Consider the following 23,251-nt stretch of genomic DNA (forward strand, 5'->3'; position numbering starts at 1 on the left):
CTTGACCGATTTGGCGTTGGCCGTCGTAGTTGGTTTGGATTAGAAGTCATGGTTGCAGAGGCCGCAGCATCTTACGGAATTATCACTTTATCCGGAGTCACGTTCACAACCGGAGCCACTGTCAAGTTGAATGAGGCATTACTAAACGATGCCAATGATACATATTACAAATGGACTGGCGCGTTCCCAACGGGCGGAAAGATTGTTCCAGCTGATTCAACCCCAGATTCAGCAGGGGGGATTGGCCCTGGGAAGTGGCTAAGTGTTGGAGATACTGTGCTGAGAGGGGAAATTTCTGACCCTGAAGGCGCAACTAAATATCCTGAATTGCAGATTGCCAGATGGAGAGATACTGGTGATATACGCGGGTGGGGGGCGATAGAGGGCGGGGATGCTACTTCTGCTTTAAATGAGGCTATTAAATCTCGCGCAGCTAATCATTGGGGTACAAGTTCTAATGTTATTATTGACGGTCATTACAGGATTGAAGGTAAGGTATTACTTACAACTGATGTGCGTTTAATTGGTAATTGGGCCACTATTACATCTACATCATCAGATTGGATATTTGAATCGGCCTATAAAGATAGTAATGGTAATATTGTAACTAATCACGGGCTGGATGATGCAGTAGCCATAGGTCAAGCCCCGTTGCGCGGGGTCGTAATAAAAGGAATCATGTTCTCTGGCGTCTCAAAAGTATTTCACCTAAACTGTTTTACTGAGCGTTGCGGAATGGAAGACCTGACATTTAAGGACTGTGGGATCGCATGGGATGCAAGGCTATCTTTTTATCCGTTCTTTAAGAATATACTCATCCGTGGAGTAAAATCTGGTTTTGAAGATGTAAGCGCGTACCAGTTGCGCCATCAATGTAATCAGGTTCGATTCGAAAAGATTACCATTGCCGAGCGTAAGTATGGTGAGTTAATTGATGACGATATCATACCAACTACCGCTGGGGCAGTGCCAAATTGCCAGAATATATCACACACTGAGTGTACCTATGAGGGGGTAACAAAAGGTGTGCAGGTTAAAATCATAACTTATGGGTATCAGAATACTGGCTGGTATGCCGAACAGCTTGCCGACAACCTTTTTGAGTTTACAACAGTAGACCATTTTGATGTATTTATAGGGAAGCCATTATGGGTGTATGGTGTTGAAAATCAAGGGCATTTCAATAACTTGAAAGGGCGATGCGAAATATGGCAAGCAGTCCAATATGATTACAATCCAATCCAAGGGAGTAAAATTCAATTTAATAATTCTGTTGCAAGGGTTGTAAGTTATAATGATCTCGGTAAATACAGGACTATAGACAGTCTTGCATCCAGAATTTTTTTTGACAGCGCTTCGATTATTATATTTGATGGTGAAACATTCAGCGCTGATGGTGTACCAATAAACACATCACAAACAAATCTAGCAAAACTTCCTGTTAATATATCAGGCTATATTCCGAGAATACCAAGAAAGGCAATAGGCGCAACTGGTGCCGCTTATACTCAAAGCTCTAATACACTAAACATATCAACGGACATCAAATGGTCAGATAATAACCTAATATTAGTGGCAATTACATATTACCAGAGCTCACTTCCTTCTAATACGCATAACTCCACTGCACTTTTGATGAATGGATTTAAAAATCAAATGGCAGGGAACCCAACCAACTACGAAAGGGATGGAGATAATACATTAATAAGAATTGAAGACCCGGCAGAGGGAGGGGATAGCGGATGGTTAGCAAGTGGAGATTTTACACTTGAGGGAATTATAAGAATTCTATAAATCACTGCCGCATGGCGGTAGACTTTTATAAATTTTATTGTCACCCCTAAACCACCTCCTAGGGAGGTGGTGATTGTTCCTGTAAGGCTATAGCCTGAAGAATGCCCATGTCCGAATATCTCTACCTACTCACCACAAGTAAAAGGAGACAAACCGACATGGGGCTTTACAGGAGTTCATCACATGTATGTTGGCGTTGCAAATACCACATAGTCTGGACGCCAAAGTACCGTTTCAGGATCCTAAAGGACAAGCTGGGCAAGGAGCTTTACAGAACGATATATATTCTCTATGGAATAAAAGATTGTGAGATACTGGAGTTAAATATTCAGCCAGATCATGTACATCTAGTTGTGATCGTCCCGCCAAAGATCTCGATATCAACCCTGATGGGGCACCTTAAAGGCCGTAGTGCCATCAGTCTCTACAATCGTTTCCCACACATAAGAAAGAAGTTATGGGGCAACCATTTTTGGTCCCGAGGCTATTTTGTCGATACGGTTGGGGTAAACGAAGAAATAATCAGACAGTATGTGAGACATCAGGAGAAAACGGAACAAACGCATGAACAGCAGATGGAATTGCTAGAGTAGTAAGCGGAGTGTGACATTAGCCCCCCTTACAGGGGGCATTCTCAAAAGCCACCTTCTAAGAAGGTGGTCTTTTACATTGTATTTCTGATTGTGATTTTTCTTGATATCTCACTTGCAATATTCATGAATCTTTTTTCAATTAATATCCAGCTAAACAACCCGGCGCAAATTGATATGGTGATTGATAACAATTGATTTGTGGAGATTCCGTAATCTTTAAAATTATTGTGTATTATTTGTTGTATCGGAAACCCGTAAAGATAAATCCCGTATGAAATATCGTATTTTGGTTTTATTTTAATGAAACATTTTCTAGAACATATAAATAAAATTGAATACATTATTGCAATGTAAAATGATAGTTCATATAAAGACGATAGCTGAGCGTTTAAAATCATTGTGACTAATATTATTGTAGATAGGTTTTTTATATTTACTTGAATTTTATCCTGGTAAATGGATGAAATAACACCAATTGCAAAACACGCAGGAAGATATTTCACCTCCACTCTGCCAATTGACTCTCTAAAAACACCAAGTGGCTGATAAACTGAATCAATAATCACCATGGCACAAATTATTGATATTGCTAGTTTATTGAATTTAAAAAGTGAAGCAATGGACATTAATATGATATAACAGCCAACCTCATACGTAATTGACCACAAAGAACCATTGAAAGTACTAGATGGGTTGTTAGAAAATACGCCAGGAAATGACCATGTAAATTTTAGAAAAAAAGAACCTACTAAATAATCAAGTGGATTTGACGACGCCATAAATTCACTGGCTGAAAAAGTTGTTGCTATTAATGCGTATAGATAGCTAATTACGATTATGGTAATCAAAGCGGGCCATATCCTGAAAAATCTACTTATTATGAAGTCATGGATATCTTTTTTCCTGAAATATGAATTTGTCACAACTAAGCCGCTAATGAAAAAGAATACCTTTACAGCCATAGAGCCAGAATAATCAAACCCAATTAGACTCCTAACAAAATCATCGGCCCCAGCCTGGGGTGATATGAAGTAAGCATGCCCATAAATAACCAAGCATGCGGCAATTATTCTGATTAAATCAAGGTTGTTATTTTCTTTTTTCAATACATCTCTCAAGAGCATTTCGTATTTCTTCATATGAACATGGGATTTTTCCAAAACTTTAGCATGTTGCGCCACTTTGATCAGCAACTACTCTTCATTACTTACCGCAGCAGCAAGCGTCCATGTGATGGCTCGATAGTGGTTGCGACAGTACAGAGTGAGTTTCGTGTGCTGCGTTACAAGACTCTGCCAAATGTTCACCTTGAAGACATCGACTGGCCTGAGCAGAAATTTAAGATGGATGACTATTTTGAGGACGATGGAGTGTTTGGCGTGGTGATGTGGATACTGAACGATGCCAGGAATGGAGAGTTCGACGATGTGCCGGTAATGTGACAGCAGGCAACAAAAAACCCGCGCAAGGCGGGTTTCTGTTAGGACCGGGAGACGCGTATCTTTTGCGTATCCTTTTTAGTCCTGTTTGTGTCTCGACAGTGTCCGGTCTGGGGCCGTAACATCATGTTTATCAAGGTGTTGTCCTTGCACTGTCCTATCCTAAGTGGTGGAGCTGGGGGGAGTTGAACCCACCGCCATTATTTGGGTGGGTAATTCGCCGGATAAGATAGAAAATCATTCCCCAAAACTATCGTAATAGTTCGCTATAACAATAAGTTAGATAAAGCCCTTTTTAGTGAAAACCTCATCGTTATTTATCTTCTTTGCATTTTATATCAATGAGTTAGTTACAAACCGCTAATCTAATGCTCCGTCATATGGAATGGTTCGAAGCGGCTGACTTAATTGTTAAAGGTATGGAAGGCGCGATTAACGCCAAAACCGTAACTTACGATTTCGAACGCCTGATGGAAGGCGCTAAGCTGCTGAAATGTTCAGAGTTTGGCGACGCAATGATCGAACATATGTAGTTAGCGATACTGCTGATTTCAAAGCGGGAGCCCGGTGCTCCCGTTTTTTATTATTAGCATTTCAATGGTTATCAACATTTAATCAAAAACCTTTCCAAAAAATTCCTAAAAGACTGTTTTTCTCAAATTTAATCTGCGAACTTTGTTCTCTGGTTTATTCATATCTAACAGTCAGCTCAAAGCAGACTGACAGATTCAATCATGCCCTAAAATCTGGACTGGAAAACAGTTTGTATTACTATCCTTCTAAAACTCTTCTGTCAAACCTGGCAAAATACTTCTGCAAAACGGTAATAAATTAATACAGATTAAACAATTCCATTTTGCATTCGATTATTTAACATCTTTAAAACCATCCAGTGTTTGCCCCCAGCTCATCTCGTGTTATCTGTGTTTTATGCTCTTTATGATTCATAAACGTTACCGTACTACGAGTCACATTAGCGTTAACTTTATAAATTTCATCAGCCAGAGTTTGTGCTTGTATCGGCGTCAAACCCATAGTTTTTTTCGTCTTGTCCCAGTTGGTATACCTGATTATAAGCAGGCGAATTTGCTTTTGCCGTTGCGTCTGGACTGCTTGCATAAATACCGCCCATGAAAGTTGGATCATGCTTAAGCAGTTGCAACCATAAAGTCTATAATTTAGATACGCCAAACTGGCGCGGCTCGCCTATTCAAGGAATAATTTATGAATAAATATGCATTGATACTGCTGGCTGCTTCAACGCTTATCACCGCTATACCTTCGCAAGCAACTGAGCAGTCCAGGCAACGGCAGGGTGCCCGTGATGTAAGGCAGGGCACACGGGAGGCATCGCGTAACGTCAAGCAGGAGTGCCGTCAAGGTGTTGTCGGCAATGCCGACTGTCGACAGGATCACCGCCAGAACAAACAGGAAGGGCGTGATAAAGCCCGCGATATAAAATATTAATCATAGGGATGGGTACGTAAATTTAAAATTGTATTTCTTCTGGCACGACGAGCAAAGCAACTGAAGTGTATTATTTGGGCCCGCCATGATGGTGTGCTAACCCACTTTAGGGGTTTAACACGTTAAGGAATTTACAATGAAAAAATATGTATTAATGCTGCTTGCTGCCTCCACCCTGATGACTGCATTACCCGTTCTGGCAACGGAGCAGGCGCAGGAACGCCAGGATGGGCGTCAAGCCAAGCAAGAGTGCCGTGACGGTCTGGTTGGTAATGCCGATTGCCGCCAGGAAAAGCGTGATATCAAGCACTGATAAAGCAAAGGGTAAGAGTCATTCCATGTTCGTGCAGTAAAAATCCCGCCACGTTAGCGGGATTTTTATTATCTGGAATTAAAAGGTGTATTTGATACCCATTCGATAACGAACTTCCATTTCGTCTTTCTCATGGTCTTCGTTGTAACGAGGAACATATCCAATTTCAGTATAGGGCTTCCAGTGCTTGTCAATATTATAGCTGGCGACAACATTATACAGCCAATAATTATGGTCGCCTTCATAATCATCATAGTTAGTAAGACGATATTCCAGATCGCCTATTATTGAGAATTGATCATTTGCGTAACCAAATTCCCAATTGAATTGGTTGTAGTTTTTATTTTTAACCGATTGGTTCTCATTAACTTCAATACCCGGACGCCAGCGCAGTGTTGTCAGCCAGTTATCATTTATTTGGTAGTTAGCTTTAATTTGAGCACGGTAAGCAATATAACTGTCGCCTACATCTAGGTTAATGGCTGGTGCTAGCGTAAGTTTTTCATTAATAATAAAGTTTTTACCAAATTCAAATTCGCTGCCACTGCCACTGTACTTTTCAATACCATTTTTGAAGCCTTCACTGTCAGTTTCAGTCTTTTCAGAGACTCTCCCTTCTACGCTCGCAAAATAACCATCTTGGGTAGTGTGACCAATTTTAATCCTGTCTGCATTGGTGCCGCTCTCAGGTTTATATTCGTGACGATAATCAAGTGTAACCGCGTTTGAAGAAACAGAGATCAATAGTGTTGCGCAGGCACTAAGTTTAAAGAGACTCTTCATTTAATCTTTCCATGTTGTGAATTAAAAATCAGTCATCGGACTGGTAACGATGCTAATTAATTTTCAGTTTGGAAATAGATAACTTGATCAAATAAATGAAATGGTGTTTCAGTTACTTTGTTTTTTATTAAATAAAATAATTATTGTTTTCCACACGGCAATATTGAAAACGTGTGAATACAGCCTCTATTAATAAACCCAGTATAGAAGCAAGTTATTCAGGAGTTTTAAAGTGTTATTCGTGATTTAGCCGGGGCCAAAGCGGGAAGCATTTTCTCCCGCTTTCCGGGAACCTTATGTGTCTGGTTTTTCATACCGAGGCAATTGGGTTATCTGATAAGTCTTCGTGCTTTCGATTGTGCAGCGATCTGGATTCGGGTTTCCCGAATAAAACATGAAGTACTGTTGTTTTTCAGGGAAGAAAACCAGGTCATCTCCGTTTTGGAAGCTGGTGACGCGGAAGGGAACATCATTTTTTGTTTTGGATTTTTTCACACCTGAAGCAACCAGAAAGTGATCGTCCCACTTCATGGTAGAAAGGTCATGGTTAAACCGTGATATGACAACATTTTCCCGCATTGAGCACGACAATTGGGTGGCTGTGGCGGCGAAAGCAGAGGATTGAACGAGGCCCAGAAGGCTAATAAAGAGAATGAGTTTCATAAACTAGCTCATTTTGTAATGAATTTGAATGGAAGGGTAACATCTCTCACTAAATAATTTAACCGCAGTAAATTATTGGTTGGATTTTAATCTAAATGGCTATTTTTTATTTATGACTGGTTGATTTAATAGCAATAAGTTGGTTTTTTAAGCGAACGATTCGCAGGGGTTTGCATAGCGGCTCGGCTTTGTATAATATGTTTTCCACGCCGACTTAGCTCAGTAGGTAGAGCAACTGACTTGTAATCAGTAGGTCACCAGTTCGATTCCGGTAGTCGGCACCATACATTAAAAAAACCACCTTTCAGGTGGTTTTTTTTCGTCTGTATTTTACCCAATGAAAAGAAAGGAAGGCTAGCTGTTGGTAGCGCTTCCTTTTGTACTCAATTAGATCCAACCCTGTTGGCTTGCCAGCCACACAAGAATGGCTACCACGATTAATACTATTGTTGTTTTTCTCATAACTGCGAAACCCGTTTAAAACATCTGACGATGAGTGGCGAGGATGATATCAGGAGTTGAAGACGGAAAACCTCACGTTTTTACTGAACCGCCAGGCTTTACTCTTCGCAAACCAGCCAAAAATCTGCTTCGTCAAACATCTCTTCAACCAGACGGTTAATCTTTTCTTTTTCATTTTTGGTGCAGTCGCTGTGAACTGCATTGGTCTGCATCGGTTTTACCCTGACGTCGGCATCGGGGAAAATGGCCTGGACCCGTCGAGTCAGTTCATTAAGAATTTTGTCATTTGCACCGGGAAGGCCCGCTACATTTCGTTTGTCGTAAACCAATTCAACGAACATAAAATGCTCCTTCTAAAGCTGTATTTATATACAGTAATAAATATCGGTATCCAAGGCAAGCCTGTTCCCGAAAAACACAGTGTATGCAGAGGAGTGGTGAGGGTTATTCTGCTTTAACGCCTGTAAGCGGAGTCTCATGTTCACGTGCTTTCATCTGTTCCATGATTAATTGGTAAGCAATGTAATATTTGAAGATATTGCTCACGTATTGCACGGTTTCATTGCCAATTCGTTGCTGGGCAATGCGTTCGACATTATCAAACCAGATGTTGGGATCAAGACCTTTAGCCTCGGCTTCTTTACGTAGCCGGGCAATTTTAGCTGGCCCTGCATTATAGGAAGCAAAGGTGAACAGCAGTTTGTTCATTTCAGTCATCGGCTGGTCTGCAAAATAGCGGTCGCACATAAAGCGGATATATTTCACACCCGCATTGATGTTTGGGTCGATTAACCGTATATCACCGACTTTTAGCTCTTTCCCTGTCGTGGGGAGCACTTGCATCACGCCAATCGCACCGCTTTTACTTCGCACCTTCTGGTCAAGACGGGACTCCTGGTAGCCTTGCGCTGCCATCAAAAGCCAGTCGACATTATATTGCTCACCATATTTGCGGAAAATTTCTGTCACCTGATAAAACTTATCCAGCTCTTCTTGGGAACGCGCATCTTTCACCCATTTCGTATTGCGCAGGTACTTATAAACCTGCTGGTTGCCGAATGAGGTACCGATTTTATGCGTGGTCATAAATTTATCGAGTTGCGCGCGCAGGAGCGGGGAATCCTTGCGCATTGCCAGGGCAATAGATCCATCATCACGCAGGGTAATGTTTTCGTAGACCACCAAATTGGGGTAAATCTGTTTCCACAGCAATGCCAGGTATCTATCGACGACGGTGTAATCCGCAAGGTTAGCATTCACCATCTCAAGAATATCTTCTGGTTCAAAATTACCAGGGGCTTTAGTGACGACTGCCGGAGGAAGTTTCTTCTCTGCTAAGCTTTTATTCAGTGCATCAATACTGGAGATGTAGCTAGTCGAAGGATTCACAAACAGAGATTTACCTGACAGGGAATCAACATTCTTTAATTTAGGCGCTTTACTACTGGCAATAACGACTTCACGGACGTTTTGTGCCAATGGAGCGCTGAAGTCGACGAGTTTTTCGCGCTCTTCGGTAATCGTCAAATTAGCCGCAATTATATCGCCACGCCCGGCCACAAGTTGGGGGATAAGTTGATCGCGAGCGGTCGGGATAAACAGAATATGTGTTTTCTTAGAGGGTTTTAAGCCCTTATTAATTTGTTTATCAAACTCTTGCATCAGTTCAACCATGATGCCGCGTTGTGTCCCGCTGTTATCAATAAAGTAGAAAGTTTTGCTGTAAGGAATCAAAACGCGCACGACGCGCCTTTTTTGCATCACATCAAAGTCGCCCATAACCGTATTAACTTTGGTGTCGAATTTCAAAGGGGAGGCTTCGGTGGCTGCGTGCGTCATCGGTATAAACGTAAGTACTAAGAGTAGTACCAATAACAAGCGGGCCATTGTTACACCATCTATTCATTCCAGCCGGGTACTGTTTAACTATAGCTGGTGCTAAATCGTTCTGGTTAAAAACTGTGCGCTATATTGTTGCAGTAAAGTAGAGGGAAAGAAGGCTAGCCGTTCAGATGAGAAAATTATTATTTGAAAATAATTCTTGCTTCCAATGAGCGTCTATGAGTAAATGCGTCATCGGTTTGGAAGACAGACCTTATGAAAGCAGTTTTAGTAAAGCAGTCCTCAGTTCAAGCGCTATCAAGTCATCAGATACCCTTCTTCGTGAGTCTCCTCCTAAGTGCCTAAATAAGAAACGTTCTGCAATACAGACCACGTTCGCCATATTAAATGGCTATAAAATATCGAGGAAGTATCTATGTCTAAAATGACTGGTTTAGTAAAATGGTTCAACCCAGAAAAAGGTTTCGGCTTCATCACTCCTGACAATGGTAGCAAAGATGTGTTCGTTCACTTCTCTGCCATTCAGAGCAATGATTTCAAAACTCTGGACGAAGGTCAGAAAGTTGAGTTCTCTGTTGAGAACGGCGCTAAAGGTCCTTCAGCAACTAACGTTGTTGCTCTGTAAGACTGCTAACGCATACTAAGACTGACGCATGCGAAGACGGTGAATAACCCGAGCCGTTAAGTCAAAGTGAATAAACCCGCCATGTGCGGGTTTTTTGTTGTCTGAATTTCCTGAATCCCGCCTTTTATCCTTATTATCAATGCCATACATCTTCTGTGGCTAATCAATTATTTACATTAAATAACGCTGTGCCCTCAGTTGGTTTACACCCGGTAGACTATGCTTCCAGTGAAATAGACTTATTTCAGCATCGCATGTATTAATAACTGGAGTTTTTTTATGGGCTTTTGGCGTATTGTTTTTACGATTATTTTACCACCGCTTGGTGTCTTGCTGGGTAAAGGGTTCGGTTGGGCATTTCTTTTGAATATTGTACTGACGCTTCTGGGTTACATCCCTGGCCTGATTCATGCCTTCTGGGTGCAAAGCCGCGATAAATAAAATAAAACACGCAGGCAAGTTTTTACGTGCGTTACGCAAGCTATAAAGTTGCGTAACGTGCTATCGGCAACACCTTTTGCCGTGTTCCTCGTATTACTGCTCATCACCCCCCTGTTTACATTTTCACCTAAGAATGTTCTGATATAGCCAATTATTTAATGAGCTACAGAGTCACTTTATGTTTCAGTTAAAACCGGGAATGCTGGCAATAATCATCGGTTCCCGTACTGCCGCCGGGCGTGTCAATGTGGGTAAATCAGTCGAGCTTTTTGGGCTGTGTGAGCCGGGTGAAAGCTTTGTTAACCCGGTAACCGGTGTGGTGACACAACTCCCACATGATGCGAATTATCCACTGTGGCTGGTCACTGGCAATGTCGTGGCATTTGATGGCCGCGAAGGTTATACCTTTGTTCGCGGCGAGTATCTTATGCCACTGGATAAGACATTATTGCCTGAGGTTGATGAAGCGCAGGTGGTTTATTAAAGAGTATGAGGGCAGAGCAGGTGAGCTATTCGCAACCCTTGCCTTCATTCACGACTATCAGCTATTAGCCTTATCTAGCTCGTCGACTCTGGCAATCAGTTCGACGAGTTCAGTTTCCGCATAAACTTCGATACCGTGCTGTCGCAACAATGCGGCTGCAACGCCCATCCCTGGCTGCGTTACCCCTTGAAAAGAGCCGTCATAAATTTTCTGACTGCCACAGGTAGGGCTGCCATCCGTCATTAAAGCTAGCTGGCACCCGGAATCTTGTGCGGTTTTTAAGGCTAGCCATGCGGCTAATAAATAGTGCTGACTGACGTCCGATCCATCACTTTCCAGAATGGTTGCCATGCCTTTTAGTGCTTCCTGACCGCCACCGCCGACCAACTCTGCCGGGAGTCGTGGCGTTGCAAGACCTGCGGCTAATTCCGGGCAATGAACGACCAGACGCTGCTCTTGCTGCCAGCGTGCTAACACCTCTGCAATCAGCGGTTTATCTTGACCGTTATAGCGAATTTTAAAGCCCATCAGGCAGGCACTGACCAGTATTTTTGTTTTCATTACATCACGCAGAAGTGAGAGACAAAGCACGTTACTACAGTATGTTGTATTTACGCCACCCTGCTAATTTTGGGCGTTGCAGGGCAAAAGGTAATGGCATACTCTATCATTCCTTATGCAGCAGGAATTACTAAACATAAGGATAATCAATTAAATGCCTCCATTGCCTTTGAAACAAACCCTTCGCGTTGCGCTGGTGGGTGATTATAACCCGTCGGTCATTGCACATCAGGCTATTCCTCTTGCTTTAGATAATGCTGCTGAATATGTTGGCGTAACTGTTGACTATGATTGGTTGCCGACACCAGAAGTCACAAGTCCGGAAGATCTGGTGGGGTATGACGCCATCTGGTGTGTTCCGGCCAGTCCTTATCAGAATGAAGAGGGGGCTTTTTTGGCAATTCGTTTTGCCCGAGAGCACCAGGTTCCATTCCTGGGAACCTGCGGTGGGTTTCAGCACGCAATTATCGAGTACGCACGGAACGTAATGGGCTGGGAAGATGCTGGTCATGCGGAAACTGAAAGCCAGGGCCGACTGGTTATTGCGCCACTCATCTGCGCGCTGGTGGAGAAATCCGACGTTATAGAACTCGAAGCCAACTCAATAATTGCTAAAGCGTATGGCAGGGGGAGAATTGAGGAAGGCTACCATTGTAATTATGGGATAGCCGAAAATTTTGCCGAACAGCTGATCCAGTCTCAACTACACGCCACCGGGTGGGATGGACAAGGTGATATTCGTGTCGTTGAGTTAAGCGGCCATCCCTTCTTCGTCGCAACGCTTTTCCAGCATGAGCGTAACGCCCTGAAGGATAAACCTGCGCCGCTGGTTGAAGCGTTGCTCATTGCGGCGCGGCGTTAATCAGGAAGAGTGATGAGAACGCGCTGGGCTGATCTCCGCATCACGCCCGGCGAAACCACCAAATACCGCCATCACGCATGCAAGGACTGCGCATCCCAATAAAGGAAGACTCCACTGACCAGAAAGGTCGTGTACTTTCCCCATGACTGGCGGCCCGAATGCAGCCAATAAATAACCTACGCATTGTGCCATGCCAGACAGCGCCGCCGCCTGGTGTGCACTATTAGCTCGCAGGCCGATAAACGTCAGGCCGAGGATCATCGTCGCACCTGTGCCAAATCCAAATAACACCACCCAGAGGCTGGCAAGAGCTGGCATAAACAGTAGCCCGATGGCGCTGGCTGCACACAGCAAAGCCATTAGGATCGCGATCCCTCGTTGATCTTTCAGGCGGCTTAGCATCAAACCAATCAGCAGACCAGGTGCAGCGGTCGCCAGTTGCATCAGCCCATGGAGTGAACCGGCTTGCGCTTCGCTATAACCATGGCTGATAAGTATCGAAGGCAACCAGCCAATCACGACATAATAAATTAGCGAGTTAATACCTAAGAAGAGCGTGACCTGCCATGCCAGTGCGGATGTCCATATCCCACGGCTATGGAGAGCGTTACTTGAACTCAACGCAGCTTTAGTGTGGTTCGATAGCTGCGGTAGCCAGATAAACAAAGCGACTATTGGGAAAATCATCAGCGCCATTAGTGCACCGGGCCAGCCGTAACCTTGTTGTGCGATCGGGACCACCATCATTGAGCCTATCGCCGCCGCAACGCCCATGGTCAGCGAATACGCTCCGGTGAGGCGTGCGACCTGGCCTGGAAAATCACGTTTAATCAGGCCGGGTAATAGCACATTCCCCATGGCAATACCGCAACCGATAATAGCTGTGCCGACATACAATAATGCGGTATTTCCCGCAGAACGCAGTGCGATACCTGCACAGATAATCAGCATGGCAGCAAACAGGCTGCGTTCGATACCAAAGCGGCGAGCGATACCCGCAGCAAGCGGAGAAACGATGGCAAATGCCAGCAACGGCAGCGTGGTGAGGATGCCCGTTTGCGCCGTAGTCAGCCCAAAAGTATCGCGAATCATATCCAGCAACGGTGCAGCGCCGGTAAACGTAACGCGAAGTGTTGTGGCAATCATTAAAATGCCGAGCAGCAACAAGCCGTGTTTTTTCACGCTTGTGGAAGAAATTGACGTCATAGAAATATCCCTTAATACGAAGCGCTCAAGATACACGCTTTAGGAATGGATGAAATCAACGTAAAATGCCAGTTTATCCCTAAATTCGGACAAGGTTATGGAGCGCGGTTTAGCCCTCGAAGGATTCGACCCTGATAGCAATTGCCAACCTGCGCAGGCATTTCGCATCCTGGTATCAGAAAGTGAGAACGAAATTGCCTTCCATCAGCATAGAAAAGGGCAGCTAATTCTGGCTTTGCACGGTGGGATTACTTGTGAAGTTGAGCAGGCGCTGTGGATGGTGCCAACTCAGCATGCGGTCTGGATCCCCGGGGAAATGCCTCACAGTAACCGGGCCACGGCTAATGCACGTTTGTGTTTTTTGTTTATTGAACCGGGGGCGGTAGAGATGCCCGCTCAGTGCTGCACCCTGAGAATTTCACCGTTTGTCCGCGAGCTTATCCTGCATCTGACTGAACAACATGAAGGTGATTTATCGCAGCCCACAACTCAAAGACTGGTGCAGGTTCTGTTTGATGAGTTGCCGCGCCAGGCGGTAGAGCCGCTGCATTTACCGATGTCTGGGCATCCGAAGATTCGCTTTATCGCTGACCAACTGGTGCAGCATCCGCAGCAACGACAGACTCTGCAACAGTGGGCTTCACAATTGGCGATGAGTGAACGCAATCTGGCCCGCCTGGTGGTAAAAGAGACAGGGCTTAGTTTTCGGCGCTGGCGGCAACAGCTGCAATTAATCATCGCGCTGAGGTTATTAATTAGTGGTTTGTCTGTGCAACAGGTGGCGAGCGAACTCGGGTATGACTCAACCAACGCCTTTATCACCATGTTTAAGAAAGCCCTTGGCAACACGCCAGGGCGTTATCTTGCATCCCTGGAACCACAGTAGCGCTGTTACTGTTTCCCGATGACCAATGAAACCAGTCCGGCAGCGATAAGCGGCCCTACAGGTACACCGCGGAATAGAGCCACGCCAAGAACAGTGCCTACTAAAAGGCCCGCCACTAAACTCGGCTGGCTACTCATGAGCGTAACGCCACGCCCGCCAAGCCATGAAACAAATACCCCCACAGCGATAGCAACCAGCGATTTCCAGTTGGTGAAAGAGTGCAGAAGAGTACTGGCGGGCAGAGTGCCGCTGGCAATCGGGGCCATTACACCGATAGTCAGAATAATTATCCCCACAGTCAGACCCTGTTTTTCAATCCACGGGAAGAAATGACTTAAAGGTGTGACGCGGACAATAATCAGTACCAAAATTGATACGGCAACGGTGGTGTTATGGCTGACAAACCCAAGCCCAGCGAGAGCCAGCAGGATTAATAGCGTGGAGTCGAAAATCATCTTTGTTCCTTGCGAAATATAATAAGAGAAAACTATTTTTATTGTTATTAACCACTTTACGTGCAAGAGGGTTATGGCGTCAGCCTTTTTAAGTTATTCCCCGTTTTTTTGTGCAAATGCATGATGTTTATTGATATTGCAGATTTTTCGCAGGTTATGTCTTTACTGAGGAATATAAAAATCAAATGACTTTATTTGAGGGATATAAAGAAAATCAGCCAGTATAAGACTGGCTGATTTTGGGGTTAGTTGTAACTTTTACTCGCCTGCTTTTGGAAAAGTTCACGGAATACAGGGTAGATATCATCCTGGTCGCGAATATGCTGCATCGCGAAGTTATCAAACGTAGATTGTAAATCCTCATATTCGCGCCACAGGGTTTGGTGGGCGCGGCGCGTAATTTCGATATAGCTGTAATAACGCACCATTGGCAGTAATTTCTTCGCTAGTAATTCATGACACAACGGCGAATCATCTGCCCAGTTATCGCCATCAGAAGCTTGTGCAGCGTAGATGTTCCACAACGCCGGATCGTAGCGCTCCTTCATGACTTCATCCATCAGTTTCAGGGCGCTTGAGACAATCGTGCCGCCCGTTTCCTGCGAGTAAAAGAACTCGTGCTCATCGACTTCTTTGGCCTGGGTGTGGTGGCGGATATAGACCACTTCCACGTTTTTATAGGTTCGGCTCAAGAACAGATAGAGCAAAATATAAAAGCGTTTTGCCATATCTTTGGTGGCCTGATCCATCGAACCAGAAACGTCCATCAAACAGAACATTACCGCCTGGCTTGAAGGCTCAGGGCGCTTTTCGTAGTTTTTGTAGCGTAAATCGAAGGTATCGATAAACGGTACACGGGCTATTTTCTCGCGCAGTTCGGCAATCTCTTTGCGCAAGCGTTCTTCTTCAAGCAACTGGGCTGGTTCGCTGTTGCTTACCGTTTCAAGACTGTCTTCAAGTTCGTGTAACTGACGGCGTTTACCGGCAGTCATTGCAGTACGTCGCGCCAGCGAGTTTTGCAATGAGCGGACAACACTGATATTCGCCGGTACACCATTCGAGGTGTAACCCGCACGGTGTGATTTAAACTCGGTTATCTGGCGATGCTGATTCTTCTTCAGATTCGGCAATGCCAGGTCTTCAAACAATAAGTCGAGATATTCATCTTTTGAGATTTGAAAGACAAACTCATCCTGGCCTTCACCATCCTGACTTGCCTGGCCCTGGCCACCACCTGAACCACCACCGCCACCTTGCGGGCGCTCGATACGGTCGTTCTGTACAAAGTGATCGTTACCCGGGTGAACACGATGACGCAGCCCACCACGCCCCTGATGAAACATCGGTTCGCTGATATCTTCACTTGGGATAGAGACGGATTCGCCGCTGTCCACGTCGGTTACCGAACGCTTGTTGATGGCCTCGGAAATCGACTGTTTAATCTGTGCTTTATAACGGCGCAAAAAACGCTGGCGATTTACCGCGCTTTTATTTTTTCCGTTCAGTCGCCTGTCAATAAAATAGGCCATATTTCCCCCAAACTTCTTTGCCAACTGCGCAGGGGTGCCACGGTTGTGGCACCCATTTTGACTTAGACGTTATGAAGATTTGCGCACCCGCAGATACCATTCGCACAGCAGACGGACTTGTTTGCGGGTATAGCCTTTCTCCATCATACGATCGACAAAGTCATCGTGTTTCTTCTGCTCGTCGGTCGAGGTTTTGGCATTGAACGAGATAACGGGTAGTAGCTCTTCGGTATTCGAGAACATTTTCTTCTCGATAACCGTGCGCAACTTCTCGTAGCTGGTCCAGTTAGGGTTACGACCATTATTGTTGGCACGGGCACGCAAGACGAAGTTAACGATCTCATTACGGAAATCTTTCGGGTTGCTGATGCCAGCCGGTTTTTCAATTTTTTCCAGTTCCGCGTTCAGGGATTCACGGTCAAACAACTGACCGGTATCCGGGTCGCGGTACTCCTGATCCTGAATCCAGAAGTCAGCGTAGGTTACATAACGGTCGAAAATGTTTTGCCCGTACTCTGAGTAAGATTCGAGGTACGCCGTCTGAATCTCTTTACCGATAAATTCAGCGTATTTAGGGATCAGATAGCCTTTCAAGTGCTCAAGATATTTCTCTGCAATATCCTGCGGGAACTGCTCGCGCTCTATCTGCTGCTCCAGTACGTAGAACAGGTGTACCGGGTTAGCAGCTACTTCCACGTGGTCAAAGTTGAACACACGGGAGAGGATTTTGAACGCAAAACGTGTCGACAACCCGTTCATGCCCTCATCTACACCAGCGTAATCACGATACTCCTGGTAGGATTTCGCTTTCGGGTCAGTATCTTTCAGGCTTTCACCGTCATATACCCGCATTTTGGAGTAAATGCTTGAGTTTTCCGGATCTTTCAATCGCGACAGAATCGAAAAGCGTGACAGCGTTTCCAGCGTACCAGGGGCGCACGGTGCGTGCAGCAACTCGCTGTGGGTCAACAGTTTTTCGTAGATCTTGATCTCTTCAGAAATTCGCAGGCAGTAAGGCACTTTGACAATGTAAACACGGTCAAGGAACGCCTCATTGTTTTTGTTATTACGGAAAGTCACCCACTCAGATTCGTTGGAGTGAGCCAGAATAATGCCGTTAAACGGCAGGGCGGAAATGCCTTCGGTCCCGTTATAGTTCCCTTCCTGGGTTGCGGTCAGCAACGGGTGGAGCACTTTGATTGGGGCTTTGAACATCTCAACGAATTCCATGATGCCCTGGTTTGCACGGCACAGAGCACCGGAATAGCCATAAGCATCTGGATCGTTCTGCGCGTGGTTTTCCAGTTTACGAATATCAACTTTACCGACCAGCGCCGAGATATCCTGGTTGTTCTCATCACCAGGTTCAGTTTTGGCAATCGCGATTTGCGCCAGAATCGACGGCCAGACTTTTACCACGCGGAATTTGGTGATATCGCCACCAAACTCATGCAGCCGTTTTGCCGCCCACGGCGACATAATCGTGCCGAGATAGCGGGTAGGGACGCCGTATTCTTTTTCCAGAATAGAGGCATCTTCTTGTGGGTTGAACAGACACAGCGGGTGGTCATTTACCGGACTGCGTTCACCGTTGGCACTCAATGTGTAAATCGGCACACGTTGCATCAATGCTTTCAGGCGTTCAGCAAGTGAGGATTTACCGCCACCGACCGGCCCCAGCAAATAAAGGATCTGTTTCTTCTCTTCCAGACCCTGGGCTGCGTGTTTGAGATAGGCAACAATCTGCTCGATGGCTTCTTCCATGCCATAGAACTCTTCAAACGCCGGATAACGGGAGATCACCCGGTTCGAAAAGAGACGGGATAGCCGTGGCTCAGTGGCAGTATCCACCATCACTGGCTCACCAATGGCCATCAATAGCCTTTCTGCCGCGTTAGCATAGGCACTGCGATCTTGCTTACATACAGCAAGAAACTCCTGCAGTGTGAACTCTTCGTCCTTGGCAGCTTCATAACGCTGGCGATAGTGATCGAATATATTCATGGCATGCCGTCCTTTCGTTTTTAGCACAGGTTAGAGAGCCGAAGGTAATAGTAATGGGGGCTCCCGGAAGACGTCTCCTGAATCTTGAGCAACCCTTATGCCAACTTGATTAGTGGCAGTTTTATTGCTGCGTTCAGCGTATTTCATCTTCCTAAAATAAAGCGTAGATGGCATTTGCAAAACTTGCATACGGCCACAAGCCAATTTCAATGACATATCAATAACTCATCCATTTATTTCTCCTTTTGTTGTTAAGGGAAGCTACGGCGTTCATATGTCGTACATAAAAGTGAAAAGAAGGTGAAACCTGTATGCGAGATGTTGATAAGTTGATTTTAGGTTTAGTTTGAGTAAAAAATTTGGGGTGAAGAGCTTGGGAGGTTACACTCTTACCGCTGATTATTTGATTAAAGGACTTAATGGATTGTGAGCAAATTCAAAATTCTGACATTAGGGGCGTTGCTTGCCTCATCTTTTTCTGCTGTGCATGCCGCTGACGGCCCATGGTCTTTAGGTGCTGCCGCACTGGTCACCCCGAATCCTTATAAAGGTGATCAGGACCGTGTTTATCCGGTTCCACTGGTCGGCTATGAAGGGGACAGTTTCTATCTGCGTGGTCTAAACGCGGGTTACTACCTCTGGAATGACAAGACCGACAAACTTTCCATCACCGCTTACTATTCACCACTATTTTTCCGTGCGAAAGACAGTGATTCAAAAAGTATGCGTCAGTTGGACAACCGCCACGCGACGCTGATGGCTGGGCTTTCCTATGTGCATTACACCGATTATGGTTTCCTGCGTACCGTGCTTGCAGGTGATACCCTGGACAACAGTAATGGCGTCACATGGGATACCGCGTGGTTGTATCGCTACAACAGCGATAGGTTGACTCTGACTCCAGGAATCGGTGTGCAGTGGAGCAGCGATAACCAGAACGATTACTACTATGGTGTCAGCAAGAAAGAGTCCAGCCGCAGTGGCCTGAGTTCTTACGAAGCTGAAAGCAGTTGGTCACCGTATGTTGAGCTGTCGGTGAATTACAAACTGACAGACAGCTGGAATGTATTCGGTATGGGTCGCTATGTTCGTCTGGCAGACGAAGTAACTGACAGCCCAATGATCGATAAGCAGTGGACTGGGGTATTGCTGACAGGCGTGACTTACAGTTTCTGATGGTGCAAATCATGCACTTAAACGGGGCGCTTGCGCCCCGTTTTCATTATGGTGGTGCAATCATTTAAGGAGAGTTGTCATGGCGAATCAAATTTCTTTCTCTGCATCAAAACCTTTATCTGGTATCGGGCAAGGTACCTGGTATATGGGTGAAAACCCCTCGCAACGTGCGGATGAAGTGCGTGCGCTCCAAACGGGCCTTGATCTCGGCTTAACGCTTATCGATACCGCTGAAATGTATGCTGATGGTGGCGCGGAAAAGGTGGTGGGTGAAGCTATTAGCGGCAGGCGAAATGAGGTTTTCCTCGTTTCAAAGGTGTATCCGTGGAACGCCGCAGGGCAGCAGGCTATTGCCGCATGCGAGGCGAGCCTGAAAAGGCTAAAAACAGATTATCTCGACCTCTATTTACTGCACTGGCGTGGTGATATTCCCCTGCAAGATACGGTCAGTGCTATGCAGCAACTGATTGAGCAAGGCAAAATTCGCCGTTGGGGTGTTTCGAATCTCGACTATTCAGATATGCAGGAGTTATGGAGTATGGCTGGTGGGCGCGGTTGTGCTACCAACCAGGTGCTTTACCACCTTGCATCTCGTGGGATTGAACATGATTTACTGCAATGGTGCCAGCAACAGCAGATGCCTGTTATGGCTTATTGCCCGTTAGCCCAGGCAGGGCGTTTGCGCAGTGGGTTGATGAACCATCCGGCACTCAATGAGTTGGCTAAGCGTAAAGGTGTGAGCGTCGCGCAGCTATTACTGGCATGGGTTATTCATCACGATGGTGTGATGGCCATTCCGAAAGCGGGGAGTGTGGCGCATGTGAAAGAAAATGCGGCGGCACGTGAAGTTGTCTTGAGTCAGGAAGAAATAACACTGATGGAAAAGGCGTTCCTGGCACCGGGCCGCAAAACGCCTTTAGATATGGTTTAAGCTTTTTTCGCTACACGGATAGTTGTCGCTAAACGAGCTGGTTTATCAGCCGTCGCTTTCTGTGTTGCGCTTGCACATGCGGTTTCAACACACACGAAAGTCTTGTAACCATCATCTGGCATATCAGCCATAGAAGTAGACAATGCCGGGCCTGGGTTCCAGCCAACCACATTGATGTGGTGGTGGTGAACAACGTCAATGGTGCGGTTCAGGCTTGCATCATGAATAACGCTGCACTCTTCTGGGTCCAGATAAACACGGTCTGTGCGGTCCGGGAAGGTCTGCACACCGTCGGTCAACTGGCCTTCAGAAGCGTTAAGCACTTTATCAATATACTTGATACCCAGCCCACTCACTTTCACATCAGCAATATCGCCAACGTTGAAATAAGTATGCAGAGCGGAGTTAACTTCGAACTCGCCGTGTGCTTCCAGTTCCATTTCACATGTTTTACCCAGCTTGTAACGTGCGTACAGGGTAAAGTCATGTGGCCAGTACTTGCGAGTCGCATCGCTGCTTTGCAATTCGAAGGTCAGGGCAACGCCACTTTCATCTTCGTTATGCGCAGTCAGTGTCCACGGCAGGTTGCGAGCAAAACCGTGTGCTGGCAGGTCTGCTTGCGCACCTGGGCCAAACCATGGCCAGCAGATTGGCACGCCGCCACGAATAGCCGTGCCGTGCTTGAACGGTGTGTTGCCGCTGAGCCAAAGCACTTCTTCTTCACCAGCTGGTTTCCATGACAACAGGTGTGCGCCTTGCAAAGTCACAGCACCACGAGCTTGTGGATGTTCAACCACGATAACTTCCAGCTCATCAATCTGACGGCGGGAAATAGAAGGAGTGATTTGTTCAACTACTGGAAGGGCAAAAATTTTGTTAATCATTGACTCACCTATCAATCGAAGGCAAAAAAAAGGCGACCGCATGGGTCGCCTTCAGGACTAATAGCTCATCTCAACTTATTTGGAGATGTGAGCGATCAGGTCCAGTACTTTGTTTGAGTAGCCAGTTTCGTTGTCGTACCAGGAAACCAGTTTCACAAAGTGATCGTTCAGTGCGATACCAGCTTTAGCATCGAACACAGAAGTACAGATTTCGCCGTTGAAATCAGTAGATACAACGTCGTCTTCGGTGTAACCCAGAACGCCTTTCATTGGGCCTTCAGAAGCCGCTTTGATTGCTTTCTTGATTTCTTCGTAAGACGCAGCTTTTTCCAGACGAACGGTCAGGTCAACTACAGACACGTTTGGAGTTGGAACGCGGAACGCCATACCAGTGATTTTACCGTTCAGCTCTGGCAGTACAACGCCTACAGCTTTAGCAGCACCGGTAGAAGAAGGGATGATGTTCTGAGCTGCACCGCGGCCGCCGCGCCAGTCTTTGTGAGACGGGCCATCAACAGTTTTCTGAGTAGCGGTAGTTGCGTGAACTGTGGTCATCAGGCCTTCAACGATACCGAAGTTGTCGTTGATAACTTTAGCCAGTGGTGCCAGGCAGTTAGTGGTGCAAGATGCGTTAGAAACGATATCCTGGCCAGCATATTTCTCGAAGTTAGCACCTTTAACGAACATAGGAGTGCTGTCTTTAGAAGGACCAGTCAGAACAACCTTTTTAGCGCCAGCAGTGATGTGCTTACGAGCAGTTTCGTCAGTCAGGAACAGACCAGTTGCTTCAGCAACAACGTCTACGTTGACTTCGTTCCACTTCAGGTTAGCCGGATCACGTTCTGCGGTAACACGGATAGTTTTGCCGTTAACAACCAGGTGGCCGTCTTTGACTTCTACAGTGCCGTTGAAACGACCGTGAGTTGAGTCGTACTTCAGCATGTAAGCCATGTATTCAGCGTCTAACAGGTCGTTGATTGCAACGATCTCGATGTCAGAACGTTCCTGAGCAGCACGGAAAACAATACGGCCGATACGGCCAAAACCGTTGATACCTACTTTGATAGTCATATATTCCACCAGCTATTTGTTAGTGAATAAAAGGTTGCCTGTAAAATTACAAAAACCTTACTCAGCGTCAAGCGGAATCGTGTCAATCATTGCGACAAATCAATCCTATGGACATCATTTGAACGACTGAACCGCCTCGCGCTTCCCTTTTGGCTCTTTATCCAAATGGGGACGATGCGAGGAATTTTAAAGGACCATTCCAACAAAAATGTGACGGCGATCACAATTGACGCTGCGCCAGAAATTCAGGGCTAAGTTTAGAACAAAAAACAGCACGGCGTTGTTAATTTTTTGTTAGAATCATGCTGTTATCAGTTACAGTTCCCACTGCACGAGATGCACGCATATGGCTAACCAATTACCTCCTGATTTATCGAAAAAAAACCTTTCTGAGATGCAGTTTTATGTCACCCAGAAACATGGCACTGAGCCACCGTTTTCCGGGCGTCTGCTGCATAACAAACGGGAAGGGGTGTATCACTGCCTGGTCTGCGACGCACCGTTGTTTATGTCAGAGTCTAAGTATGACTCAGGCTGCGGCTGGCCTAGCTTCTATGAACCTGTAAGCGACAGTGCTATTCATTACATCAAGGACTTCACCCACGGTATGGAGCGAATTGAAATCCGTTGCGGCAATTGTGAAGCCCACTTAGGCCATGTTTTCCCGGATGGTCCGCAGCCAACAGGTGAGCGTTACTGCGTGAATTCAGCTTCATTAAACTTCACCGACGACCAAAACGGTGAGCAAATCGAAGGTTGAAAAATCGATTCAGCAAATTA

24 protein-coding genes, 1 tRNA gene and 2 pseudogenes are annotated in these 23,251 nt (G+C 45.8%); 15 read left to right on the top strand and 12 right to left on the bottom strand.

The genetic code is table 11. The annotated features are described in order from the left end of the window. Positions 1–48: 48 nt before the first annotated feature. Both M977_RS26155 and tnpA read left to right on the top strand, forming a co-directional pair. A pseudogene (locus M977_RS26155) lies at positions 49–261 on the top strand (tail fiber/spike domain-containing protein); the annotation flags it as partial. A gap of 1,691 nt (positions 262–1,952) precedes the next feature. After that, positions 1,953–2,387, top strand: a complete 435-nt coding sequence (tnpA, locus tag M977_RS19105) for an IS200/IS605 family transposase (RefSeq protein ID WP_064518081.1) — start codon at positions 1,953–1,955, stop codon at positions 2,385–2,387. Between the two features lie 71 nt (positions 2,388–2,458). Here tnpA and M977_RS19110 read toward each other — a convergent pair whose 3' ends face one another. Continuing rightward, positions 2,459–3,526 carry an acyltransferase family protein gene (locus tag M977_RS19110; protein WP_083962962.1) on the bottom strand — a complete coding sequence of 356 codons (1,068 nt, stop codon included), beginning with the start codon at positions 3,524–3,526 and terminating at the stop codon, positions 2,459–2,461. A gap of 30 nt (positions 3,527–3,556) precedes the next feature. On the opposite strand from M977_RS19110, the gene M977_RS19115 reads away from it, so the two are divergent. The 4 genes and pseudogenes from M977_RS19115 to M977_RS25520 all read left to right on the top strand — a co-directional run bounded on the left by M977_RS19115 (position 3,557) and on the right by M977_RS25520 (position 5,606). Next, positions 3,557–3,829: a S24/S26 family peptidase gene (locus M977_RS19115; protein WP_074392076.1), complete on the top strand. Its 273-nt coding sequence runs from the start codon at positions 3,557–3,559 to the stop codon at positions 3,827–3,829. Positions 3,830–4,182: 353 nt separating this feature from the next. Continuing rightward, positions 4,183–4,359 (top strand): annotated as a pseudogene (locus M977_RS24550) (isocitrate/isopropylmalate family dehydrogenase); the annotation flags it as partial. A 691-nt stretch (positions 4,360–5,050) separates the two neighbouring features. Beyond that, on the top strand, positions 5,051–5,293 hold the full coding sequence (locus M977_RS19125) for a hypothetical protein (protein ID WP_064518086.1): 243 nt from the start codon (positions 5,051–5,053) through the stop codon (positions 5,291–5,293). A 136-nt stretch (positions 5,294–5,429) separates the two neighbouring features. After that, positions 5,430–5,606, top strand: coding sequence for a hypothetical protein (locus M977_RS25520; protein ID WP_166672021.1), 177 nt, complete (start codon positions 5,430–5,432; stop codon positions 5,604–5,606). Positions 5,607–5,684: 78 nt separating this feature from the next. On the opposite strand, the gene M977_RS19130 is transcribed toward M977_RS25520, so the two are convergent. Both M977_RS19130 and M977_RS25840 read right to left on the bottom strand, forming a co-directional pair. Further along, the gene (locus M977_RS19130) at positions 5,685–6,389 is read right to left on the bottom strand and encodes an oligogalacturonate-specific porin KdgM family protein (protein ID WP_064518087.1); all 705 of its coding nucleotides are present in this window, start codon (positions 6,387–6,389) and stop codon (positions 5,685–5,687) included. A gap of 294 nt (positions 6,390–6,683) precedes the next feature. Next, complete coding sequence (locus M977_RS25840) at positions 6,684–7,052, bottom strand: hypothetical protein (protein WP_064518089.1); 369 nt, start codon at positions 7,050–7,052, stop codon at positions 6,684–6,686. 208 nt (positions 7,053–7,260) lie between these two features. Here M977_RS25840 and M977_RS19140 point away from each other — a divergent pair. Further along, positions 7,261–7,336 (top strand) — tRNA-Thr (locus tag M977_RS19140). Positions 7,337–7,612: 276 nt separating this feature from the next. Here M977_RS19140 and M977_RS19145 read toward each other — a convergent pair. Continuing rightward, on the bottom strand, positions 7,613–7,855 hold the full coding sequence (locus M977_RS19145; protein WP_064518090.1) for a DinI-like family protein: 243 nt from the start codon (positions 7,853–7,855) through the stop codon (positions 7,613–7,615). 103 nt (positions 7,856–7,958) lie between these two features. Further along, a complete protein-coding gene (locus M977_RS19150; RefSeq protein WP_064518092.1) occupies positions 7,959–9,401 on the bottom strand; it encodes an MltF family protein in 1,443 nt (480 codons plus the stop codon). A gap of 370 nt (positions 9,402–9,771) precedes the next feature. Here M977_RS19150 and cspE point away from each other — a divergent pair, with 370 nt between their 5' ends. From cspE to M977_RS19165, 3 genes are all read left to right on the top strand, one after another. Beyond that, positions 9,772–9,981, top strand: coding sequence for a transcription antiterminator/RNA stability regulator CspE (gene cspE, locus M977_RS19155; RefSeq protein WP_034456078.1), 210 nt, complete (start codon positions 9,772–9,774; stop codon positions 9,979–9,981). A gap of 279 nt (positions 9,982–10,260) precedes the next feature. Next, positions 10,261–10,422: a YqaE/Pmp3 family membrane protein gene (locus M977_RS19160; RefSeq protein WP_064518094.1), complete on the top strand. Its 162-nt coding sequence runs from the start codon at positions 10,261–10,263 to the stop codon at positions 10,420–10,422. Between the two features lie 178 nt (positions 10,423–10,600). Further along, positions 10,601–10,906, top strand: coding sequence for a hypothetical protein (locus tag M977_RS19165; protein WP_064518096.1), 306 nt, complete (start codon positions 10,601–10,603; stop codon positions 10,904–10,906). 57 nt (positions 10,907–10,963) lie between these two features. On the opposite strand, the gene M977_RS19170 is transcribed toward M977_RS19165, so the two are convergent. Next, positions 10,964–11,467, bottom strand: coding sequence for a 2-thiouracil desulfurase family protein (locus tag M977_RS19170; RefSeq protein WP_064518099.1), 504 nt, complete (start codon positions 11,465–11,467; stop codon positions 10,964–10,966). 154 nt (positions 11,468–11,621) lie between these two features. Between M977_RS19170 and M977_RS19175 the strand changes: the two genes are divergently transcribed. Further along, a complete protein-coding gene (locus M977_RS19175; protein ID WP_064518101.1) occupies positions 11,622–12,329 on the top strand; it encodes a CTP synthase C-terminal region-related (seleno)protein in 708 nt (235 codons plus the stop codon). On the opposite strand, the gene M977_RS19180 is transcribed toward M977_RS19175, so the two are convergent. Next, positions 12,330–13,535: a CynX/NimT family MFS transporter gene (locus M977_RS19180; RefSeq protein ID WP_064518103.1), complete on the bottom strand. Its 1,206-nt coding sequence runs from the start codon at positions 13,533–13,535 to the stop codon at positions 12,330–12,332. It abuts the gene before it with no gap. Positions 13,536–13,632: 97 nt separating this feature from the next. Here M977_RS19180 and M977_RS19185 point away from each other — a divergent pair, with 97 nt between their 5' ends. Further along, complete coding sequence (locus M977_RS19185; protein ID WP_064518106.1) at positions 13,633–14,421, top strand: AraC family transcriptional regulator; 789 nt, start codon at positions 13,633–13,635, stop codon at positions 14,419–14,421. A 5-nt stretch (positions 14,422–14,426) separates the two neighbouring features. Here the strand turns inward: M977_RS19185 and M977_RS19190 are convergent, their stop codons facing one another. The 3 genes from M977_RS19190 to yeaG all read right to left on the bottom strand — a co-directional run bounded on the left by M977_RS19190 (position 14,427) and on the right by yeaG (position 18,409). Next, entirely contained in the window at positions 14,427–14,873 is a 447-nt protein-coding gene (locus M977_RS19190) for a DUF441 domain-containing protein (protein ID WP_064518150.1), read from the bottom strand. Between the two features lie 248 nt (positions 14,874–15,121). Further along, entirely contained in the window at positions 15,122–16,405 is a 1,284-nt protein-coding gene (locus tag M977_RS19195; RefSeq protein ID WP_064518108.1) for a YeaH/YhbH family protein, read from the bottom strand. Between the two features lie 69 nt (positions 16,406–16,474). Next, the gene (yeaG, locus tag M977_RS19200; RefSeq protein WP_064518110.1) at positions 16,475–18,409 is read right to left on the bottom strand and encodes a protein kinase YeaG; all 1,935 of its coding nucleotides are present in this window, start codon (positions 18,407–18,409) and stop codon (positions 16,475–16,477) included. 426 nt (positions 18,410–18,835) lie between these two features. Here yeaG and M977_RS19205 point away from each other — a divergent pair, with 426 nt between their 5' ends. Together M977_RS19205 and M977_RS19210 are read left to right on the top strand one after the other, a co-directional pair. Continuing rightward, complete coding sequence (locus M977_RS19205; protein ID WP_064518112.1) at positions 18,836–19,585, top strand: MipA/OmpV family protein; 750 nt, start codon at positions 18,836–18,838, stop codon at positions 19,583–19,585. 79 nt (positions 19,586–19,664) lie between these two features. Continuing rightward, complete coding sequence (locus M977_RS19210; RefSeq protein ID WP_064518115.1) at positions 19,665–20,516, top strand: aldo/keto reductase; 852 nt, start codon at positions 19,665–19,667, stop codon at positions 20,514–20,516. Here the strand turns inward: M977_RS19210 and M977_RS19215 are convergent. Continuing rightward, positions 20,513–21,400 carry a D-hexose-6-phosphate mutarotase gene (locus tag M977_RS19215; protein WP_064518117.1) on the bottom strand — a complete coding sequence of 296 codons (888 nt, stop codon included), beginning with the start codon at positions 21,398–21,400 and terminating at the stop codon, positions 20,513–20,515. The two genes, M977_RS19210 and M977_RS19215, sit on opposite strands and share 4 nt — an antisense overlap. Positions 21,401–21,475: 75 nt before the next feature. Next, entirely contained in the window at positions 21,476–22,471 is a 996-nt protein-coding gene (gene gapA / locus M977_RS19220) for a glyceraldehyde-3-phosphate dehydrogenase (RefSeq protein ID WP_064518118.1), read from the bottom strand. A gap of 346 nt (positions 22,472–22,817) precedes the next feature. Between gapA and msrB the strand changes: the two genes are divergently transcribed. Continuing rightward, positions 22,818–23,231 (top strand): peptide-methionine (R)-S-oxide reductase MsrB, encoded by a 414-nt coding sequence (gene msrB, locus M977_RS19225; protein ID WP_064518120.1) that lies wholly within the window; start codon positions 22,818–22,820, stop codon positions 23,229–23,231. Positions 23,232–23,251: the final 20 nt, after the last annotated feature.

This window comes from Buttiauxella gaviniae ATCC 51604, assembly GCF_001654835.1.
Classification (GTDB): domain Bacteria; phylum Pseudomonadota; class Gammaproteobacteria; order Enterobacterales; family Enterobacteriaceae; genus Buttiauxella; species Buttiauxella gaviniae.

Excerpts from the sequence above, each read along its gene's own strand:
- M977_RS19150 (WP_064518092.1), bottom strand. The coding sequence starts at position 9,401 with ATGGCCCGCTTGTTATTGGTACTACTCTTAGTACTTACGTTTATACCG.
- cspE (WP_034456078.1), top strand. The coding sequence starts at position 9,772 with ATGTCTAAAATGACTGGTTTAGTAAAATGGTTCAACCCAGAAAAAGGT.
- M977_RS19145 (WP_064518090.1), bottom strand. The coding sequence starts at position 7,855 with ATGTTCGTTGAATTGGTTTACGACAAACGAAATGTAGCGGGCCTTCCC.
- tnpA (WP_064518081.1), top strand. The coding sequence starts at position 1,953 with ATGGGGCTTTACAGGAGTTCATCACATGTATGTTGGCGTTGCAAATAC.
- M977_RS19130 (WP_064518087.1), bottom strand. The coding sequence starts at position 6,389 with ATGAAGAGTCTCTTTAAACTTAGTGCCTGCGCAACACTATTGATCTCT.
- gapA (WP_064518118.1), bottom strand. The coding sequence starts at position 22,471 with ATGACTATCAAAGTAGGTATCAACGGTTTTGGCCGTATCGGCCGTATT.
- M977_RS19125 (WP_064518086.1), top strand. The coding sequence starts at position 5,051 with ATGAATAAATATGCATTGATACTGCTGGCTGCTTCAACGCTTATCACC.
- M977_RS19210 (WP_064518115.1), top strand. The coding sequence starts at position 19,665 with ATGGCGAATCAAATTTCTTTCTCTGCATCAAAACCTTTATCTGGTATC.
- M977_RS19180 (WP_064518103.1), bottom strand. The coding sequence starts at position 13,535 with ATGACGTCAATTTCTTCCACAAGCGTGAAAAAACACGGCTTGTTGCTG.
- M977_RS19215 (WP_064518117.1), bottom strand. The coding sequence starts at position 21,400 with ATGATTAACAAAATTTTTGCCCTTCCAGTAGTTGAACAAATCACTCCT.
- yeaG (WP_064518110.1), bottom strand. The coding sequence starts at position 18,409 with ATGAATATATTCGATCACTATCGCCAGCGTTATGAAGCTGCCAAGGAC.
- msrB (WP_064518120.1), top strand. The coding sequence starts at position 22,818 with ATGGCTAACCAATTACCTCCTGATTTATCGAAAAAAAACCTTTCTGAG.
- M977_RS19170 (WP_064518099.1), bottom strand. The coding sequence starts at position 11,467 with ATGAAAACAAAAATACTGGTCAGTGCCTGCCTGATGGGCTTTAAAATT.
- M977_RS19115 (WP_074392076.1), top strand. The coding sequence starts at position 3,557 with ATGTTGCGCCACTTTGATCAGCAACTACTCTTCATTACTTACCGCAGC.
- M977_RS19175 (WP_064518101.1), top strand. The coding sequence starts at position 11,622 with ATGCCTCCATTGCCTTTGAAACAAACCCTTCGCGTTGCGCTGGTGGGT.
- M977_RS25520 (WP_166672021.1), top strand. The coding sequence starts at position 5,430 with ATGAAAAAATATGTATTAATGCTGCTTGCTGCCTCCACCCTGATGACT.
- M977_RS25840 (WP_064518089.1), bottom strand. The coding sequence starts at position 7,052 with ATGAAACTCATTCTCTTTATTAGCCTTCTGGGCCTCGTTCAATCCTCT.
- M977_RS19195 (WP_064518108.1), bottom strand. The coding sequence starts at position 16,405 with ATGGCCTATTTTATTGACAGGCGACTGAACGGAAAAAATAAAAGCGCG.
- M977_RS19110 (WP_083962962.1), bottom strand. The coding sequence starts at position 3,526 with ATGAAGAAATACGAAATGCTCTTGAGAGATGTATTGAAAAAAGAAAAT.
- M977_RS19185 (WP_064518106.1), top strand. The coding sequence starts at position 13,633 with ATGGAGCGCGGTTTAGCCCTCGAAGGATTCGACCCTGATAGCAATTGC.
- M977_RS19165 (WP_064518096.1), top strand. The coding sequence starts at position 10,601 with ATGTTTCAGTTAAAACCGGGAATGCTGGCAATAATCATCGGTTCCCGT.
- M977_RS19160 (WP_064518094.1), top strand. The coding sequence starts at position 10,261 with ATGGGCTTTTGGCGTATTGTTTTTACGATTATTTTACCACCGCTTGGT.